Below are 17,235 nucleotides of genomic sequence, written 5' to 3'. Positions count from 1 at the left end.
ACGACGGGGTCCGCGGCCTCCGGCATGAAACGGGGTGCTCGCGCGTTGTCGTGAGGACCCGCCTCCCGTACACCTCCACGAAAGGTTCTCCCGTGGCAGTCGCCCAGGACGTCCTCACCGACCTCAGCAAGGTCCGCAACTTCGGCATCATGGCGCACATTGACGCCGGCAAGACGACGACGACCGAGCGGATCCTCTTCTACACCGGCATCAACCACAAGATCGGCGAGGTGCACGACGGCGCCGCGACGATGGACTGGATGGCGCAGGAGCAGGAGCGCGGCATCACGATCACGTCCGCCGCGACGACCTGCTTCTGGGAGGGCACGCAGCTCAACATCATCGACACCCCCGGCCACGTCGACTTCACGGTCGAGGTCGAGCGCAACCTCCGCGTCCTCGACGGCGCGGTCGCGGTGTTCGACGGCAAGGAGGGCGTCGAGCCCCAGTCCGAGACCGTCTGGCGCCAGGCCGACAAGTACGACGTGCCCCGCATCTGCTTCGTCAACAAGATGGACAAGCTGGGCGCCGACTTCTACTTCACCGTCGACACGATCGTGAAGCGCCTCGGCGCGAAGCCGCTCGTGATGCAGATCCCGATCGGCTCCGAGAACGACTTCGTCGGCGTCATCGACCTCGTCTACATGCGCGCCCTGGTCTGGCCGGGCGACGCCAAGGGCGACGTGACCCTCGGTGCGAAGTACGAGATCCAGCCGATCCCGGCGGACCTGCAGGAGCGCGCGGAGGAGTACCGCCAGACCCTGCTCGAGACCGTCGCCGAGACCGACGACGCGCTGCTCGAGAAGTTCTTCGGCGGCGAGGAGATCACCCCCGAGGAGATCAAGGCGGCCGTCCGCAAGATGGTCATCAACTCCGAGATCTACCCGGTGTTCTGCGGCTCCGCGTTCAAGAACCGCGGCGTCCAGCCGATGCTCGACGCGGTCGTCGACTACCTGCCGAGCCCGCTCGACGTGCCGGCGGTCGAGGGCCACGACGTGCGCGACGAGGAGAAGGTCATCGAGCGGCACGCCGACTCGACCGAGCCGTTCTCCGCGCTCGCCTTCAAGATCGCGGCGCACCCGTTCTTCGGGCGCCTCACCTACATCCGCGTCTACTCCGGCCGGCTCGAGTCCGGCGGCCAGGTCGTCAACTCGACGAAGGGCAACAAGGAGCGCATCGGGAAGATCTTCCAGATGCACGCGAACAAGGAGAACCCGGTCGACTTCGTCACCGCGGGCCACATCTACGCGGTCATCGGTCTGAAGAACACGACCACGGGCGACACCTTGTCCGACTCGGCGAACCAGGTCATCCTCGAGTCCATGACCTTCCCGGAGCCGGTGATCGAGGTCGCGATCGAGCCCAAGACCAAGGGCGACCAGGACAAGCTGGGCACCGCGATCCAGAAGCTCGCGGAGGAGGACCCGACGTTCCGCACCGAGCAGAACGTCGAGACCGGCCAGACCATCATCAAGGGGATGGGCGAGCTCCACCTCGACATCCTGGTCGACCGCATGAAGCGCGAGTTCAAGGTCGAGGCGAACGTCGGCAAGCCCCAGGTGGCGTACCGCGAGACGATCCGCCGCACGGTCGAGAAGTTCGACTACACCCACAAGAAGCAGACCGGTGGCTCCGGTCAGTTCGCGAAGGTGCAGATCGCGCTCGAGCCGCTCGACGTCACCGCCGAGACCTCGTACGAGTTCGAGAACAAGGTGACCGGCGGTCGCGTGCCGCGCGAGTACATCCCCTCGGTCGACGCGGGCATCCAGGACGCGATGCAGGTCGGCGTGCTCGCCGGCTACCCGACGGTCGGCGTCAAGGCGACGCTGCTCGACGGCGCGTACCACGAGGTCGACTCGTCCGAGATGGCGTTCAAGATCGCCGGGTCGATGGCCTACAAGGAGGCGGCCCGCAAGGCGCAGCCCGTGCTGCTCGAGCCGGTCATGGCCGTCGAGGTCCGCACGCCCGAGGAGTACATGGGCGACGTCATCGGCGACCTGAACAGCCGCCGCGGGCAGATCCAGGCGATGGAGGACGCCTCCGGCGTCAAGGTCGTCACCGCCCAGGTGCCGCTGTCGGAGATGTTCGGCTACGTCGGCGACCTGCGGTCCAAGACCTCGGGCCGCGCCGTCTACTCGATGCAGTTCGGCAGCTACGCCGAGGTGCCGAAGGCGGTCGCCGAGGAGATCGTCCAGAAGACCAAGGGCTGATTCCACTCGCTGCAAGCCGGTCCGCGCTGTGCTGATCCGCTGCAAGCCGGTCCGCTCGGCGACCCCTCCGGGGCCGCCTCGCGGACCGGCGGCAAGCGGCTCCGCCGCGCCGCAGCGTTCGGCGCCATGAGGCGCCGGGGGCCTTCGGCCCCTTGCCGCTCCGGGCTCCGGCCCGCTGCGCTCGCCCGTCCGCCCTCGCTGGTCGAGGTGCGAGCGCAGCGAGCCTCGAGACCACCTCAGCCGGCAGGCGCCGATCGATCGCTGTCGGCGGAGACGGCACCTGTAACAAGTCGAAAACAAAGCGAGTAACCTTGCCCGGTCCCTCGGCGCGCGATCGCGCGGCCGTCCGACCGAGGTAGGACACCTCGACCAACCGTCCTAAGGGAGGACATCTAGTGGCCAAGGCCAAGTTCGAGCGCACCAAGCCGCACGTGAACATCGGAACGATCGGGCACGTCGACCACGGCAAGACGACGCTCACCGCAGCGATCACCAAGGTGCTGCACGACAAGTACCCGGCGCTCAACACCGCGAGCGCGTTCGACCAGATCGACAACGCTCCCGAGGAGCGTCAGCGCGGCATCACGATCAACATCTCGCACGTCGAGTACCAGACCGAGAAGCGCCACTACGCGCACGTGGACGCCCCGGGCCACGCGGACTACATCAAGAACATGATCACGGGCGCGGCCCAGATGGACGGCGCGATCCTCGTGGTCTCCGCCACCGACGGCCCGATGCCGCAGACGCGCGAGCACGTGCTGCTCGCCCGCCAGGTCGGCGTGCCCTACATCGTCGTCGCGCTGAACAAGAGCGACGTGGTGGACGACGAGGAGATCCTGGAGCTCGTCGAGCTCGAGGTCCGCGAGCTCCTCTCCAGCCAGGAGTTCGACGGTGACGACGCGCCGATCGTCCGCGTCTCGGCGCTGCAGGCGCTCGAGGGCGACGAGAAGTGGGGCGCCACGGTCGCGGACCTGATGGACAAGGTCGACGAGTTCGTGCCGGAGCCGGAGCGCGACGTCGACCGTCCGTTCCTGATGCCGATCGAGGACGTCTTCACCATCACCGGTCGCGGCACGGTCATCACCGGCCGCGTCGAGCGCGGTGTCCTCAAGGTCAACTCCGAGGTCGAGATCGTCGGCATCAAGCCGACCAGCATCAAGACCACGGTCACCGGCGTCGAGATGTTCCGCAAGCTGCTCGACGAGGCCCGCGCGGGCGAGAACGTCGGCCTGCTGCTCCGCGGCACCAAGCGCGAGGAGGTCGAGCGCGGCCAGGTCGTCGTGAAGCCGGGCTCGGTCACGCCGCACACCCAGTTCGAGGCGAACGCGTACATCCTGTCCAAGGACGAGGGCGGGCGTCACAACCCGTTCTACGCGAACTACCGCCCGCAGTTCTACTTCCGCACCACCGACGTCACCGGCGTCATCTCGCTGCCCGAGGGCACCGAGATGGTCATGCCCGGCGACACCACGGAGATGTCGGTCGAGCTGATCCAGCCCGTCGCCATGGAGGAGGGCCTGCGCTTCGCGATCCGCGAGGGCGGCCGCACCGTCGGCGCCGGCACGGTGACGAAGATCATCAAGTAGTCCTTCGCTGCTGACCGAGGGGGCCGGGTGCTGACGCACCCGGCCCCTTCTGCATCTTGTAGGCAGTTCTCCCGCGGAGCGGCAGAACTGCCTACGAAATGAAGCCCGCGTAGGCTGAGCCGGTCATGCCAGCGCCTGTGCCGTCGCCGTTCCTGCCCGAGCATCCGACGCCCGTGCGGCTCGCCGATCTCGCCGAGCGCTTCGGCTTCGAGGGCGACGCGGGCGACGCGGAGGTCACCGGCATCAGCCTCGGTACCGCCGCCGTCCGGCCCGGCGACCTCTTCGTCGCGCTGCAGGGCGTCCGGGGGCACGGCGCCGACTACGCGCAGCAGGCGGCCGACGCCGGTGCTGCCGCGATCCTGACGGACGAGGCCGGGCGTGAGCGCGCCGAAGCGGCGGGCCTCCCGGTGCTCGTGACCGCCGAGCCCCGCAACGTCCTGGGCGACCTCGCCGCGGCCCTCTACGGCACGCGCGACGACCACCCGCTGCTGCTCGGCGTCACCGGCACCAACGGCAAGACCTCGACCGTGCACCTGCTGGCGGGCCTGCTGGACCTGCTCGACGTGCCCAACGGCCTCAGCTCCACCGCCGAGCGCCGGGTGGGGGAGGAGCGCCGCGTCGCCGGGCTCACGACGCCGGAGGCGACCGAGCTGCACGCGCTGGTCGCACGCATGCGCGAGGCCGGCGTCGAGGCCGCGGCGGTCGAGGTGAGCGCCCAGGGGCTCAGCCGGCACCGGCTCGACGGCGTGCACTTCGACGTGGCCGGTTTCACGAACCTGAGCCACGACCATCTCGACGACTACGCCGACATGGAGGAGTACTACCGGGCCAAGGCGGTGCTCTTCCAGCCGGACCGGACGGCCCGCGCGGTCGTGTCCCTCGATACCGCGTGGGGCGACCGCGTCGTCGCCGACGCCCGAGTCCCGGTGGCGACGATCGTCCAGGGAGAGGCCCGTGAGGCCGACTGGCACGTCGTGGTCGTCGAGGAGACCCAGGCGCACACCGCCTTCGTGCTGACCGGCCCGGGCGGACTCCGGTTCGAGACCCGGATCCCGGTGCTCGGCGCCCACATGGCGGCGAACGCCGGGCTCGCGATCGTGATGCTGCTCGAGGCCGGCTACGACGTCGAGCGGATCCGCCGAGCCGTCGAGGGGCCGCGCGGCATGGCCGTGACCCTGCCCGGCCGCACCGAGCTCGTCTCCGGCGCCGGCGCTCCCGCCGTGTACGTCGACTTCGGCCACTCGCCGCACGCGTTCCAGGAGACGCTCGCCGCCGTGCGGGCCGTGACGCCGGGCAAGGTGCTGATGCTCTTCGGCGCGGACGGCGATCGCGACGCGACCAAGCGCGCCGACATGTCGCGCGCCGCGGTCGAGGGCAGCGACGTGCTCGTGATCACCGACCACCACCCGCGCTTCGAGGACCCGGCGAGCATCCGCGCGACCCTCCTCGCAGCGGCGCGGGAGGTCGCGCCCGACCACCCGCTCTACGAGGAGGGGCAGCCGGAGAAGGCCATCCGGCTCGCCGTCTCGCTGGTCGAGCCCGGCGACGCCATCCTCTGGGCGGGACCCGGCCACCAGAACTACCGGGACATCCGCGGCGTGCGCACCGACTACTCCGCGCGCCGGGAGGCCCGCGCCGCGCTCCGCGAGGCGGGGTACGAGGCCGCGGAGTCGCGCGACCTCCAGCGCTGACCCGCACGGCCGCGGCTATGGTCGGCGGATGCGCCGCCTGCTCGCCGTCCTGCCGATCATCCGTCGGTTCCTGCGCTCGGAGCGCGGGCAGCGGATGAGCCGGGCGGCCCTCGGCAGGGCGGCGGACGCGGCGAACCGCGCGACCGGCAGCAAGCACGCGAGCACGGTCGAGAAGGCGCGGGCGGCCGCCGAGAAGGGGCTGCGCCGGATCTGACGCCGCAGCCCCTCGGGGGCGGGCGTCACGCCGGCAGGACGACGACCTTGCCCGCGATCCCGCGCTCCGCGGCTTCGGCGTGCAGCGCCGGCAGCTCGTCGAGCCGGATCCGGCGGGTCACCTCGACCTGGAGCTCGGCGGCGTCGACGAGCCGGACGAGCTCCTGCAGCCGGTCCCGGTCCGGCAGCACGAAGACCGTCTCTGCGCGCACGCCGCGATCGGGATCGCCCGGCGTCGGGATCCAGGCGGTCGTGCTCACCACGGCGCCGCCGTCGCGGACGAGGGGGACCAGCGCGGCGAAGCGCTCGGGCTCGAGCGGCGCGAGGTTCAGCACCAGGTCCACCTGCCCCTCGACCGTCCCGAGCAGGTCCTGGCGGGTGTGGTCGACGACGACGTCGGCGCCCGCGGCCCGCACGGCGTCGGCGCTGCGCGGGCTGGCCGTCGCGACGACGTCGGCCCCGGCGCGCTTCGCCAGCCGGACGGCGTACTTGCCCACGACGCCGCCGGCCCCGACGACGAGCACCCGCTGCCCGGCGCGCAGGCGGCCGAGGTCGAAGAGGGCCTGCCAGGCGGTCAGCGCGACCGAGGGGAGGGCCGCGGCGTCGGGCAGCGCGATGGACACGGGTGCGCGCACGACCGCGTCCGCGGGGGCGATCACCTGCTCGGCGGCACCGCCGTCGCGCTCCATCGGCAGGAAGCCGACGACCTCGTCGCCGACCGACAGGCCGTCGACGCCCTCGCCGACGGCGTCGACGACGCCCGAGACGTCGTAGCCCGGCACGTGGGGCAGCACGACCGGGATGGGCAGATTCCCCGCCCGCATCCCCGCGTCCGCCGCGTTGTAGGCGGACGCGGCGACCCGCAGCCGCACCGTCCCGGCCGTCGGCGCCGGGACCGGGATCTCGACGACCTGGAGGACCTCGGGTCCTCCCGTCCGCTCGAACCGCACTGCCTTCATGATGTCGTCCTCTCCACTGATGCTTCGAAATCGAAGTGCTTGACGGACGATACACCTCGTTTGAATTCGAAGCAAGCGCCTGATCCACGGCTAGGCTGCGCAGATGACGGACGGCGCCCCGGGGATCGACCCGGTCCGGCTCAAGGCCTACTTCGCGCTGATCGAGGTGAGCAGCCTCCTGCGCCACGCGATCGAGCAGCAGCTGCGCGACGCCGGCTCGCTCAGCTACGTCCAGTTCCAGCTGCTGGCGACGCTGGGCGACCGCCCCGACGGCCGCGCCCGGATGACGGACCTCGCCGACGGCGTCGTCTACTCGAGGAGCGGCATCACCTACCAGGCCGGGCTGCTCGAGCGGGCCGGTCTCGTCGCCCGCGGGCCCGCGGAGGACGACGAGCGCAGCACGATGGTGACGATCACGGAGGCGGGGCGTGCCCGGCTGGCCGCCGTCTTCCCCGGGCACCTCGAGGCCCTGCAGCGTCTGCTGCTCGATCCGATGTCGGATCAGGACGTCCGCGCGCTGGCCGACGTCCTCGGTCGGGTGCGTGCACACATGCACCGGCAGCCGCCGCGTTCGGCGGCCCCTCGTCGTGGCGCGGGCGCACGTCGATCGGACGGGGCGGACGGCTGAGCCCGACGCGCGTCCGTGCCCGGGAGCCCGCCTCTGCTGCGCGTCGCCTCGGCACGGACTGAGGAGCACCTGGGCTCCAGCCGAGCGCTTCTACACTCCCCGCATGCCCGCACCCGTCGCCGAGAAGGTCCGCCTGCGCAAGAGCAACCCCCTCGGCAAGGGGTACCACCGGGTCAGGAGCGGCAAGGGCTACAGCTACAAGGCGCCGGACGGCTCGACCGTCACGGACCGTGAGCTGCGGGGGCGCTTCGACGCGCTCGGCATCCCGCCGGCCTGGACCGACGTGTGGATCGCGCCGTACGACAACGGGCACATCCAGGCGGTCGGCTACGACGCCGCCAGTCGGAAGCAGTACATCTACCACCCGACCTGGCGCGAGCGGAACGACAAGCGCAAGTACGCGCGCATGCTGCTGCTCGCCGAGTCGCTGCCGGGCGCGCGCGGCACGGTGCGCCGGCATCTGCGGGACGAGGGGCTGACGCGGCGTCGTGTGCTCGCCGGCGCCTTCCGCATGCTCGACCTCGGCGGCCTCCGCATCGGGTCGAGCGTGTACGAGGAGGAGAACGGCAGCTACGGGCTGACCACGCTGCACTGCGAGCACGCGACGGTCGACGGCGACTCGGTCCGGCTCTGCTTCCCGGCGAAGAGCCACAAGGTGTGGGACTCGACGATGCGCGACGCGGACCTCGCCGCCCTGGTGCGCGAGCTGCAGGGCCGCGGGGACGGGGAGCGGCTGCTCGCGTACGAGCAGGACGGGCACTGGCACACGCTGTCCCCGTCGGACGTGAACAAGTACGTGCGCAAGCGGCTCCACGGCAAGTTCTCCGCGAAGGACTTCCGGACGCTGCGCGGGACCGTCAGCGCGGCGGTGAGCCTCGCGAAGCACGGGCCGGAGCAGAAGAAGGGCGCGCAGAAGCGGGCCATCGCGCAGGCGATGCGCGACGCCGCGGAGGATCTGTCGAACACGCCGACGGTCGCGAAGGCGAGCTACGTCGACCCGCGCGTCGTCGACCGGTACCGCGCGGGGGAGACGATCGACCCGGCCCGCGTCGCCTCCGCCGAGGCCGAGGTGCGGTCGCTGCTGTTCGAGTCGCCGGACGAGCCGCTCAGCGAGCCCGACGACGGCGAGGTGCTCGAGGAGGCCGCCGACGAGCTCCGACCCGCGGACGAAACATCCGAACCGGCATGATCGGGCCATGGATCTCGAGCGCTTCGTCGCGGACATGCCCAAGGCCGAGCTGCACGTGCACCTGGAGGGCACGCTCGAGCGCGATCTGCTGATCCGGCTCGCCGAGCGCAACGGCGTCGACGTGCCCCTGCCCGAGGGCGGGTTCACCGACCTCACGAGCTTCCTCGCGCAGTACTACCCGGCGATGCGGGCGCTCGTCACCGAGCAGGACTTCTTCGACCTCGCCTGGGGCTACCTGGAGCGGGCCGCCGCGCAGCGGGTCCGCCACGCGGAGCTGTTCTTCGACCCGCAGGCGCACACCGGCCGCGGCGTCCCGTTCCCGACCGTCGTCGCGGGCTACCGCCGGGCGATCGTCCGGGCGGAGCGCGAGCTGGGGGTGCACGCGGACCTGATCCTCTGCTTCCTGCGGGACCTGTCCGCCGAGCACGCGATGTCGACGCTGATGGAGGCGCTGCCGTACCGCGACTGGATCGTCGGCGTCGGCCTCGACAGCGACGAGCGGGACAACCCGCCGCAGAAGTTCGCGGCGGTCTTCGCCCGGGCCCGCGCGGAGGGCTTCCTGCTCACGATGCACTGCGACATCGATCAGCCCGGCTCGATCGAGAACATCCGCACGGCGCTCACGGAGATCGAGGTCGACCGCGTGGACCACGGCACGAACGTCGTGGAGGCGCCCGATCTCGTCGACCTGCTGCGGGAGAGGGGCATCGGCCTGACCTGCTGCCCGATCTCGAACGGCTTCGTCACCGACGACATGAAGGCGACGGAGATCGCGTCGCTGCTGCGGTCCGGCGTCCGCGTCACCGTCGCCTCCGACGACCCGGCCTACTTCGGCGGGTACGTCGCGGAGAACCTCGTCGCCCTCACCCGTGCCGCCGGGCTGACGCCGGACGAGCTGGTGCAGCTGCAGCGCAACGCCTTCGCGGTGTCGTGGCTGGCGCCGTTCCGCCGCGACGCCTTCCTCGCCGAGCTCGAGGCCTACGCCGCCGCCGCCGCCGACGCCTGACACCCGGCCGCTCCGTCCGCGCAGCGGTGGCTCGCCGCCGGTCGAGGTGCGAGCCCAGCGAGCCTCGAGACCACCCCCGCCCGCGGCCCGCTACCCGGTGAACCGCGCGAGCACGCGCCGCTTCAGCTCGGTGAACGGCGGCGACAGCAGCCGCACCGTGTCCGGCCGGGTCGGTTTCGTCAGCAGCGCCTTCTCGTGGCTGAAGGCCGTGAGGCTGCGGCGCCCGTGGTACGCGCCCATCCCCGACGCGCCGACCCCGCCGAAGGGGATGCCCGGCACCGCCAGCTGCAGCAGCGGCACGCCGAAGCCGATGGAGCCGCTGCTCGTCCCGGTGGTCCAGGCGCGGCGCGACGAGCGCCTCGTGAAGACGTAGAGCGCGAGCGGCTTCGGGCCGTCCGCCACGCGCTCGATCGCCTCGCGCTCGCTCGCGACCTCGACGATCGGCAGGATCGGGCCGAAGACCTCCTGCTGCATCACGGGGTCGGCGTCGCCGACCCGCGTCAGCACGGTCGGCTCGATGCGGAGCGCGGGCCGATCCGCTCCGCCGCCGGACGCCGTCTTCGCGGGGTCGAGCAGGCCGTGCAGGCGGTCGAAGTGCCGCTCGCTGACGATCCGGCAGTAGGCGTCGTTCCGCAGCGGGTCGTCGCCGAACATGCGGCGGGCCGCGGCGGCGAGCCTCGGCGCGAGCGCCTCCGCGGTGCGCCGGGTCGCGAGCACGTGGTCGGGCGCCACGCAGGTCTGGCCCGCGTTCATCCACTTGCCCCAGGCGATCCGGTCCGCCGCGACGTCGAGGTCCGCCGACTCGTCGACGTAGACCGGGCACTTGCCGCCCAGCTCGAGCACCACGGGGGTCAGGTGCTCCGCGGCGGCCCGCATGACGATCCGGGCGACGTGCTCGCCGCCGGTGTAGAAGACGAGGTCGAAGCGCTGCTCGAGCAGTGCGGAGGTCGTCTCCGCGTCGCCCTGCACCACGGCGAAGGCACGGGCGTCGAGGTACCGCGGCAGCAGGTCCGCGATCGTGCGGGAGGTCGCGGGCGCGAGCTCGCTCGGCTTCACGACCGCGGCGTCGCCGGCCGCGATCGCGCCGATCAGCGGGCTGAGCGCGAGCAGCAGCGGGTAGTTCCACGGCGCGATGATCAGCGTGACGCCGAGCGGCTCGAGCACGGTGGCGGCCGTGCCCGGCTGCACCGGGAGCGGGACGACGGCGGGGGAGGGGCGCAGCCAGCCCCTCAGGCGCCTCCGGGTGTGCGCGACCTCGCGCTGCAGCAGCCCGACCTCGGTGACGAGGGACTCGTCCGCGGACTTGCCGAGGTCCGCCTTCAGCGCCGCGTAGAGGGTGTCCCGCTGCTCGAGCAGCAGCGCCGCCAGCGCGTCGAGCTGCGCGTGCCGCCAGGCGAGCGGCTTCGTCACGCCGCGGCGATGCGTCGCCCGGAGCCGATCGACCACCTCCCCGACCCGCTGCTCGACGAGGTCCTCGGCCTGCTCCGCGCTCATCCCGGCAGCCTCCCGCTCCGACCTGAGCACCGCCCCGCTCGCGCGGTACCCGCACCATCGCGCGGTGGGTCCACCCACCGCGTACGGGTCGTGCCACCGCGTCGTGGGATCAACGCGTGCCGACCGGCACGGGTCGACGTGCGCCGCGAGAGCGCTTCGGGATGCCCGCAGCGACCAGGATCGACTCCAGCCGGTCCCGCAGGAGGTCGGTCCAGTCCCAGCGGGCGAACCGGGGCCGCTGCCGTCGCAGCCGGTTCTCGCGGCTCTTCTCGCGGATCACGACGTCCTCGACGCTGCCCCCTTGCCGGTACCGGTCCAGCCTGTACTTCACCTCGCCGTCGAACTCCCCGAGGCCGAGCACCTCCTCCCAGCCGAAGTCGCCGAACTCCGTGCGGCCGTCGGTCGTGATCGGCACCTGCAGCTCAGGCCGGATGAAGCCCAGCGCGTCGATGCGGCAGCGGCTGAGGGACTCTCCCGCGGAACCGCTGCGGGCGTCCATGAAGGCGAGGACGCGGCCGAGCCTCTGCCACCCCCGACGCCGCCCGTACGCGTCCGCGAGCGCCCGCAGCTCCTCCGCGGCGCCAGGCCAGTCGCGGATCACGGCGTCGGCCACGACGACCCCCAGCTCGAAGGGGCGGCTCAGCGCGAGGTCGAACGCCGTCCGCGCCGGCGACGTGACCAGCATCCCGTCGACGACGACGGGATCGACGTGCTCGAGCCCCACGCAGTGGCGAACGACGTCGAGCTGCGACCGGCCGCCGGTCCTCCGCTCGTCGATCAGGTGGACCCGGTCCGGCCAGGCTCCGAGCATCGGCAGACCGAGGAGCGCGGCAGCCGACTCGTGGGAGCAGACGTGCGCGCCGGTCAAGGTCAGGTGCGAGGCGCGGACCTTGCGCAGGTACCGCGCGGTGGCGCCCTCCTCGAGGTCGGCCGACGACGCGTAGACCGACCTCCGCTCGCGGGACAGGGAGGGATCGCGCTCAGGGCGGAGGCCGGTTCCCTCCAGCTCGGATCGACGGAAGAGGTGATCGGTGCTCATGCCGGGGACGATGGCCCTCTCGCGGGCCCCGAGCACGGCGCTCACGCTCCCAAGACGAGGATCCGGCGAGATCGCGCCTGGGGAGGAGCGGTGTCGTCGATGCTCCGCGTGCTCGCCCTCACGCCTCCGTGCCGTCCGCCTTCACCCGCGCGGTACTCCGGCCTCCGCGCGGTGGGTGCACCCACCGCGCGGAGGCCGAACCACCGCGCGAGGTGGCGGGAGAACCGCGCGAGCGCGACACGCCCGGGTTGCAGCCCGTTGTGGGGCATGGCAAGATGTCGGGGTTCCACATTTCGGGTGGTGCGCCGAGTGCGCGGCCCCGGATCACTGCCAGGCAGTGCACGACCGCAGGGTCGGGCCGCGGGCAGCAGAACAGCTCGGCGCTCACGCCATCGGCCCTCGAGGTCGTGCGAGCGCGCGGGTGCGCGGCGGACGGGATCCGCATGACGTGCATGCCGTGCGCCCGCTGCACCGGAGCCGCCGGCACCCACAGCAGAACAGCGGTGCGGATCGCGCCGCCCTCCTTCACCGGAGGCGCGGAGCGGCTCGACCGGAAGGCCACCCACTTGCTCGCGCGCGCGAGCGCGCAAGGAACGAGGAATCCATGGCGGGACAGAAGATCCGCATCCGACTGAAGTCGTACGACCACGCGGGGCTCGACAGCTCCGCGCGGAAGATCGTCGACACGGTCACCCGCGCGGGCGCCCAGGTCGTCGGCCCGGTGCCGCTGCCCACGGAGAAGAACGTGGTCGTCGTCATCCGCTCGCCGCACAAGTACAAGGACAGCCGCGAGCACTTCGAGATGCGCACCCACAAGCGGCTCATCGACATCATCGACCCGACGCCGAAGGCCGTCGACTCGCTCATGCGGCTCGACCTGCCGGCGGACGTCAACATCGAGATCAAGCTCTGAGGAAGGGGAACGACATGTCCACCGCGACCCGCACGTTCTCGGGCCTCCTCGGCACCAAGCTCGGCATGACGCAGGTCTGGGGCGAGGGCAACCGCCTGGTCCCGGTCACCGTCATCCAGGTGACCCCGAACGTCGTCACCCAGATCCGCACCGCGGAGAAGGACGGCTACGAGGCCGTCCAGATCGCCGCCGGCGCCATCGACCCGCGCAAGGCCGACAAGCCCACCGCCGGCCACTTCTCCGCCGCCGGCGTCACCCCGCGCCGCCACCTCACCGAGGTGCGCACCGCGAACGCCGCCGAGTACTCGCTCGGCCAGGAGCTCGCCGTCGACGTGTTCGAGGCCGGCAAGAAGGTCGACGTCGTCGGCACCAGCAAGGGCAAGGGCACCGCCGGTGTCATGAAGCGCCACAACTTCAAGGGCGTCTCGGCCAGCCACGGCTCGCACCGCAACCACCGCAAGCCCGGCTCGATCGGCGCCTCCTCGACGCCGTCGCGCGTCTTCAAGGGCATGCGCATGGCCGGCCGCATGGGCAACGAGCGCGTCACCGTGCTCGGCCTGACGGTCCACTCGGTCGACGCCGAGCGCGGCCTCCTGCTGGTCAAGGGCGCCGTCCCCGGCGCCCGCGGCCGGCTCGTCTTCGTCCGCGACGCCGTGAAGGGGAACTGACCATGGCTCAGCCGCAGATCCTGCCCGTCGAGCTGTTCGACGTGCCGACCAACGTCCCGCTGCTCCACCAGGTGGTCACCGCGCAGCTCGCCGCCGCGCGCCAGGGCACGCACAAGACCAAGAACCGGGGCGAGGTCTCCGGCTCGGGCGTCAAGCCGTTCAAGCAGAAGGGCACCGGCCGGTCCCGCCAGGGCTCGGTCCGCGCCCCGGAGCACCGCGGCGGCGGCACGGTCCACGGCCCGCAGCCGCGCGACTACGGCCAGCGCACCCCGAAGAAGATGATCGCGGCGGCGCTGCTCGGCGCCCTCTCGGACCGCGCCCGCGCGGGCCGCATCCACGAGGTGACCCTCGGCATCGACGGCGCCCCGTCGACGAAGCAGGCGGCGGCCGCGCTCGCCGAGGCGAAGAGCGGCAAGCGCCAGCTGGTCGTCCTCGCCCGCGACGAGACCGTCGCGATCAAGAGCGTCCGCAACCTCACCGGCGTGGACGTGCTGTTCGTCGACCAGCTGAACGCCTACGACGTGCTGCTCGCCGACGACGTCGTCTTCACCCCCACCGCCCTGTCGTCCTTCATCGAGGCGAAGACGGGGAGCACCGAGGAGGCCGCCGAATGAGCGCCATCGACTACAAGGACCCGCGCGACATCATCATCCGCCCGGTGGTCTCCGAGAAGAGCTACAGCCTGATCGACGAGGGCAAGTACACGTTCCTCGTGGACCCCCGCGCGAACAAGACCGAGATCAAGCTCGCCATCGAGAAGATCTTCGACGTCAAGGTCGCCTCGATCACCACGGCGAACCGGCAGGGCAAGACCCGTCGCACCCGCTTCGGCACCGGCAAGCGCAAGGACACCAAGCGCGCCATCGTGTCGCTGAAGTCGGGCTCCATCGACATCTTCACGGCCGCGAGCTGACGGGCGGAAGGGACACACCATGGCTATCCGCAACTACAAGCCGACCACTCCCGGTCGTCGCGGCTCCTCCGTCGCCGACTTCGCCGAGATCACCCGGTCGACCCCCGAGAAGAGCCTGCTGCGCCCGCTGCCGAAGACCGGCGGCCGCAACGCGCAGGGCCGGATCACGACCCGCCACATCGGCGGCGGCCACAAGCGCCAGTACCGCGTGATCGACTTCCGTCGCTCCGACAAGGACGGCGTGAACGCCCGCGTCGCGCACATCGAGTACGACCCGAACCGCACCGCGCGGATCGCGCTGCTGCACTTCGTGGACGGCGAGAAGCGCTACATCCTGGCGCCGAACCGCTTGGGCCAGGGCGACGTCGTCGAGACGGGCCCGGGGTCGGACATCAAGCCGGGCAACAACCTGCCGCTGAAGAACATCCCCGTCGGCACGGTCGTGCACGCGATCGAGCTGAAGCCGGGCGGCGGCGCCAAGATGGCGCGCTCCGCCGGCGCCTCGGTCCGCCTGGTCGCGAAGGACGGCCCCTACGCGCAGCTGCGTCTGCCGTCGGGCGAGGTCCGCAACGTCGACGCGCGCTGCCGCGCGACGATCGGCGAGGTCGGCAACGCCGAGCAGTCGAACATCAACTGGGGCAAGGCCGGCCGCAAGCGCTGGAAGGGCGTCCGCCCGACCGTCCGCGGCGTCGCGATGAACCCGATCGACCACCCGCACGGCGGTGGCGAGGGCAAGACCTCCGGCGGCCGCCACCCGGTCAGCCCGTGGGGTCAGGCCGAGGGGCGCACCCGGCACCCGAACAAGGAGAGCGACAAGCTCATCGTCCGCCGCCGCACCGCCGGCAAGAAGCGCAAGTAGGAGTAGGTCGAGATGCCTCGCAGCCTCAAGAAGGGCCCCTTCGTCGACGACCACCTGCTGACGAAGGTGCAGAACGCCAACGCGAACAGCTCGAAGCAGGTCATCCGGACCTGGTCGCGCCGCTCGATGATCATCCCCGCGATGCTCGGCCACACCATCGCCGTGCACGACGGACGCAAGCACATCCCCGTCTTCGTGACGGAGGCGATGGTCGGGCACAAGCTCGGCGAGTTCGCCCCGACCCGCACGTTCCGCGGGCACGAGAAGGACGACCGGAAGGGCCGCCGCCGCTGACCGCGGTGGCGTTAGGAGAGACAGTCATGGTGGAAGCCACCGCGCGGCTGCGGCAGGTCCGCATCACCCCGCAGAAGGCCCGTCGCGTCGTCGACCTCATCCGCGGCAAGCAGGCCGCGGAGGCCCTCGCGATCCTCAAGTTCTCGCCGCAGTCCGCGGCGACCGACGTGTACAAGCTGCTCGCCTCGGCGATGGCGAACGCGAAGGTGAAGGCGGACGCCGAGAACACCTACCTCGACGAGCAGGACCTGTTCGTCCAGCGCGTGTTCGTGGACGAGGGCACCACGCTCAAGCGGTTCCAGCCGCGAGCGCAGGGCCGTGCGTTCCGCATCAACAAGCGCACCTCGCACATCACCGTCGTCGTGTCGACCCCGGCGGTCGACACCGACAAGAAGGGGAACCGCTGATGGGCCAGAAGGTCAACCCGTACGGATTCCGCCTCGGCATCACGACCGACCACACCTCGCGCTGGTTCTCGGACTCGCAGAAGGAGGGTCAGCGCTACAAGGACTTCGTGGCCGAGGACGTGAAGATCCGCCAGCTGCTGCTGAAGACGCTGGACCGCGCCGGTGTCGCGAAGATCGAGATCGAGCGCACCCGCGACCGCGTCCGCGTCGACATCCACACGGCCCGCCCGGGCATCGTGATCGGCCGTCGCGGCGCCGAGGCGGAGCGCATCCGCGCCGAGCTCGAGAAGCTGACGAAGAAGCAGATCCAGCTGAACATCCTCGAGGTCAAGAACCCCGAGGCCGAGGCGCAGCTGGTCGCCCAGGGCATCGCCGAGCAGCTCTCGGCCCGCGTGGCGTTCCGCCGCGCGATGCGCAAGGGCCTGCAGAGCGCGCAGCGCGCCGGCGCCAAGGGCGTCCGCGTGCAGGTCTCCGGCCGCCTCGGCGGCGCGGAGATGAGCCGCAGCGAGTTCTACCGCGAGGGCCGCGTGCCCCTGCACACGCTCCGCGCGAACATCGACTACGGCTTCTACGAGGCCCGCACGACGTTCGGCCGCATCGGCGTGAAGGTCTGGATCTACAAGGGCGACATCACGAACAAGGAGCTGGCGCGCGAGCAGGCGAGCCAGCCCGGCCGTCGGCCCGAGCGCGGCGACCGCCGCGGCGGCCGCCGCAACGAGGCTCTGGAAGGAGCGAACGCCTGATGCTGATCCCGAGGCGCGTCAAGCACCGCAAGCAGCACCACCCGGGCCGCAGCGGCCAGGCGACCGGCGGCACCAAGGTGTCGTTCGGCGAGTGGGGCATCCAGGCGCTCACCCCCGCGTACGTGACGAACCGGCAGATCGAGTCCGCCCGTATCGCCATGACCCGGCACATCAAGCGCGGCGGCAAGGTCTGGATCAACATCTACCCGGACCGCCCGCTGACCAAGAAGCCCGCCGAGACCCGCATGGGTTCCGGGAAGGGTTCGCCGGAGTGGTGGGTTGCGAACGTCAAGCCCGGCCGCGTCCTCTTCGAGGTCGCCGGCGTGAACGAGGAGCTCGCCCGCGGCGCGCTCACCCGGGCCATCCACAAGCTTCCGCTCAAGGCGCGGATCATCGCGCGCGAGGAGGGTGACGCCTGAC

19 protein-coding genes are annotated in these 17,235 nt (G+C 71.5%); 16 read left to right on the top strand and 3 right to left on the bottom strand.

Annotation, left to right across the window (positions count from 1 at the left end):
- Positions 1-92 precede the first annotated feature (92 nt).
- From fusA to ACFSBI_RS06335, 4 genes are all read left to right on the top strand, one after another.
- Positions 93-2,210: an elongation factor G gene (fusA, locus tag ACFSBI_RS06350; protein WP_377933150.1), complete on the top strand. Its 2,118-nt coding sequence runs from the start codon at positions 93-95 to the stop codon at positions 2,208-2,210.
- A gap of 395 nt (positions 2,211-2,605) precedes the next feature.
- Positions 2,606-3,799, top strand: a complete 1,194-nt coding sequence (gene tuf / locus ACFSBI_RS06345) for an elongation factor Tu (protein ID WP_377933148.1) — start codon at positions 2,606-2,608, stop codon at positions 3,797-3,799.
- 125 nt (positions 3,800-3,924) lie between these two features.
- Positions 3,925-5,490 (top strand): Mur ligase family protein, encoded by a 1,566-nt coding sequence (locus ACFSBI_RS06340; RefSeq protein WP_377933147.1) that lies wholly within the window; start codon positions 3,925-3,927, stop codon positions 5,488-5,490.
- A 28-nt stretch (positions 5,491-5,518) separates the two neighbouring features.
- Complete coding sequence (locus ACFSBI_RS06335; protein WP_377933145.1) at positions 5,519-5,704, top strand: hypothetical protein; 186 nt, start codon at positions 5,519-5,521, stop codon at positions 5,702-5,704.
- Between the two features lie 25 nt (positions 5,705-5,729).
- Here ACFSBI_RS06335 and ACFSBI_RS06330 read toward each other — a convergent pair whose 3' ends face one another.
- Positions 5,730-6,662 carry an NADP-dependent oxidoreductase gene (locus ACFSBI_RS06330; protein WP_377933143.1) on the bottom strand — a complete coding sequence of 311 codons (933 nt, stop codon included), beginning with the start codon at positions 6,660-6,662 and terminating at the stop codon, positions 5,730-5,732.
- A gap of 103 nt (positions 6,663-6,765) precedes the next feature.
- Between ACFSBI_RS06330 and ACFSBI_RS06325 the strand changes: the two genes are divergently transcribed.
- From ACFSBI_RS06325 to add, 3 genes are all read left to right on the top strand, one after another.
- Positions 6,766-7,290: a MarR family winged helix-turn-helix transcriptional regulator gene (locus ACFSBI_RS06325; RefSeq protein ID WP_377933142.1), complete on the top strand. Its 525-nt coding sequence runs from the start codon at positions 6,766-6,768 to the stop codon at positions 7,288-7,290.
- Positions 7,291-7,393: 103 nt separating this feature from the next.
- Entirely contained in the window at positions 7,394-8,479 is a 1,086-nt protein-coding gene (locus tag ACFSBI_RS06320; RefSeq protein ID WP_377933140.1) for a DNA topoisomerase IB, read from the top strand.
- Positions 8,480-8,486: 7 nt separating this feature from the next.
- On the top strand, positions 8,487-9,485 hold the full coding sequence (add, locus tag ACFSBI_RS06315; protein ID WP_377933138.1) for an adenosine deaminase: 999 nt from the start codon (positions 8,487-8,489) through the stop codon (positions 9,483-9,485).
- A gap of 90 nt (positions 9,486-9,575) precedes the next feature.
- Here the strand turns inward: add and ACFSBI_RS06310 are convergent, their stop codons facing one another.
- Positions 9,576-10,979, bottom strand: a complete 1,404-nt coding sequence (locus ACFSBI_RS06310; protein WP_377933136.1) for an aldehyde dehydrogenase family protein — start codon at positions 10,977-10,979, stop codon at positions 9,576-9,578.
- 109 nt (positions 10,980-11,088) lie between these two features.
- Positions 11,089-12,018, bottom strand: coding sequence for a hypothetical protein (locus tag ACFSBI_RS06305; protein ID WP_377933134.1), 930 nt, complete (start codon positions 12,016-12,018; stop codon positions 11,089-11,091).
- 604 nt (positions 12,019-12,622) lie between these two features.
- Between ACFSBI_RS06305 and rpsJ the strand changes: the two genes are divergently transcribed.
- Genes rpsJ through rplP form a run of 9 tightly spaced genes read left to right on the top strand, consistent with a single transcriptional unit; the run spans position 12,623 to position 17,234 of the window.
- The gene (rpsJ, locus tag ACFSBI_RS06300) at positions 12,623-12,931 is read left to right on the top strand and encodes a 30S ribosomal protein S10 (protein WP_279713116.1); all 309 of its coding nucleotides are present in this window, start codon (positions 12,623-12,625) and stop codon (positions 12,929-12,931) included.
- A 14-nt stretch (positions 12,932-12,945) separates the two neighbouring features.
- Entirely contained in the window at positions 12,946-13,599 is a 654-nt protein-coding gene (gene rplC / locus ACFSBI_RS06295) for a 50S ribosomal protein L3 (RefSeq protein ID WP_377933132.1), read from the top strand.
- Positions 13,600-13,601: 2 nt separating this feature from the next.
- A complete protein-coding gene (gene rplD, locus ACFSBI_RS06290) occupies positions 13,602-14,213 on the top strand; it encodes a 50S ribosomal protein L4 (protein WP_377933131.1) in 612 nt (203 codons plus the stop codon).
- Positions 14,210-14,512 carry a 50S ribosomal protein L23 gene (gene rplW / locus ACFSBI_RS06285; RefSeq protein ID WP_377933129.1) on the top strand — a complete coding sequence of 101 codons (303 nt, stop codon included), beginning with the start codon at positions 14,210-14,212 and terminating at the stop codon, positions 14,510-14,512. Before rplD ends, rplW begins: the two co-directional genes overlap by 4 nt.
- A gap of 19 nt (positions 14,513-14,531) precedes the next feature.
- The gene (gene rplB, locus ACFSBI_RS06280) at positions 14,532-15,371 is read left to right on the top strand and encodes a 50S ribosomal protein L2 (protein ID WP_377933127.1); all 840 of its coding nucleotides are present in this window, start codon (positions 14,532-14,534) and stop codon (positions 15,369-15,371) included.
- A gap of 12 nt (positions 15,372-15,383) precedes the next feature.
- The gene (gene rpsS / locus ACFSBI_RS06275; protein WP_377933125.1) at positions 15,384-15,665 is read left to right on the top strand and encodes a 30S ribosomal protein S19; all 282 of its coding nucleotides are present in this window, start codon (positions 15,384-15,386) and stop codon (positions 15,663-15,665) included.
- Between the two features lie 26 nt (positions 15,666-15,691).
- Positions 15,692-16,072 carry a 50S ribosomal protein L22 gene (gene rplV, locus ACFSBI_RS06270; RefSeq protein WP_377933123.1) on the top strand — a complete coding sequence of 127 codons (381 nt, stop codon included), beginning with the start codon at positions 15,692-15,694 and terminating at the stop codon, positions 16,070-16,072.
- Positions 16,072-16,815 (top strand): 30S ribosomal protein S3, encoded by a 744-nt coding sequence (rpsC, locus tag ACFSBI_RS06265; RefSeq protein ID WP_377933121.1) that lies wholly within the window; start codon positions 16,072-16,074, stop codon positions 16,813-16,815. Before rplV ends, rpsC begins: the two co-directional genes overlap by 1 nt.
- Positions 16,815-17,234 (top strand): 50S ribosomal protein L16, encoded by a 420-nt coding sequence (rplP, locus tag ACFSBI_RS06260; RefSeq protein WP_377933119.1) that lies wholly within the window; start codon positions 16,815-16,817, stop codon positions 17,232-17,234. The genes rpsC and rplP overlap by 1 nt, the downstream gene beginning before the upstream one ends.
- Position 17,235 lies beyond the last annotated feature (1 nt).

The organism is Amnibacterium endophyticum, from assembly GCF_042680685.1.
In the GTDB taxonomy this organism is placed as follows: domain Bacteria; phylum Actinomycetota; class Actinomycetes; order Actinomycetales; family Microbacteriaceae; genus Amnibacterium; species Amnibacterium endophyticum.
This window is presented reverse-complemented; position numbering and strand designations above follow the sequence as displayed.

Excerpts from the sequence above, each read along its gene's own strand:
- rpsS (WP_377933125.1), top strand. The coding sequence starts at position 15,384 with ATGCCTCGCAGCCTCAAGAAGGGCCCCTTCGTCGACGACCACCTGCTG.
- ACFSBI_RS06340 (WP_377933147.1), top strand. The coding sequence starts at position 3,925 with ATGCCAGCGCCTGTGCCGTCGCCGTTCCTGCCCGAGCATCCGACGCCC.
- ACFSBI_RS06325 (WP_377933142.1), top strand. The coding sequence starts at position 6,766 with ATGACGGACGGCGCCCCGGGGATCGACCCGGTCCGGCTCAAGGCCTAC.
- add (WP_377933138.1), top strand. The coding sequence starts at position 8,487 with ATGGATCTCGAGCGCTTCGTCGCGGACATGCCCAAGGCCGAGCTGCAC.
- rpsC (WP_377933121.1), top strand. The coding sequence starts at position 16,072 with ATGGGCCAGAAGGTCAACCCGTACGGATTCCGCCTCGGCATCACGACC.
- rpsJ (WP_279713116.1), top strand. The coding sequence starts at position 12,623 with ATGGCGGGACAGAAGATCCGCATCCGACTGAAGTCGTACGACCACGCG.
- ACFSBI_RS06310 (WP_377933136.1), bottom strand. The coding sequence starts at position 10,979 with ATGAGCGCGGAGCAGGCCGAGGACCTCGTCGAGCAGCGGGTCGGGGAG.
- rplB (WP_377933127.1), top strand. The coding sequence starts at position 14,532 with ATGGCTATCCGCAACTACAAGCCGACCACTCCCGGTCGTCGCGGCTCC.
- rplV (WP_377933123.1), top strand. The coding sequence starts at position 15,692 with ATGGTGGAAGCCACCGCGCGGCTGCGGCAGGTCCGCATCACCCCGCAG.
- ACFSBI_RS06305 (WP_377933134.1), bottom strand. The coding sequence starts at position 12,018 with ATGAGCACCGATCACCTCTTCCGTCGATCCGAGCTGGAGGGAACCGGC.
- rplP (WP_377933119.1), top strand. The coding sequence starts at position 16,815 with ATGCTGATCCCGAGGCGCGTCAAGCACCGCAAGCAGCACCACCCGGGC.
- ACFSBI_RS06335 (WP_377933145.1), top strand. The coding sequence starts at position 5,519 with ATGCGCCGCCTGCTCGCCGTCCTGCCGATCATCCGTCGGTTCCTGCGC.
- rplC (WP_377933132.1), top strand. The coding sequence starts at position 12,946 with ATGTCCACCGCGACCCGCACGTTCTCGGGCCTCCTCGGCACCAAGCTC.
- rplD (WP_377933131.1), top strand. The coding sequence starts at position 13,602 with ATGGCTCAGCCGCAGATCCTGCCCGTCGAGCTGTTCGACGTGCCGACC.
- rplW (WP_377933129.1), top strand. The coding sequence starts at position 14,210 with ATGAGCGCCATCGACTACAAGGACCCGCGCGACATCATCATCCGCCCG.
- ACFSBI_RS06330 (WP_377933143.1), bottom strand. The coding sequence starts at position 6,662 with ATGAAGGCAGTGCGGTTCGAGCGGACGGGAGGACCCGAGGTCCTCCAG.
- ACFSBI_RS06320 (WP_377933140.1), top strand. The coding sequence starts at position 7,394 with ATGCCCGCACCCGTCGCCGAGAAGGTCCGCCTGCGCAAGAGCAACCCC.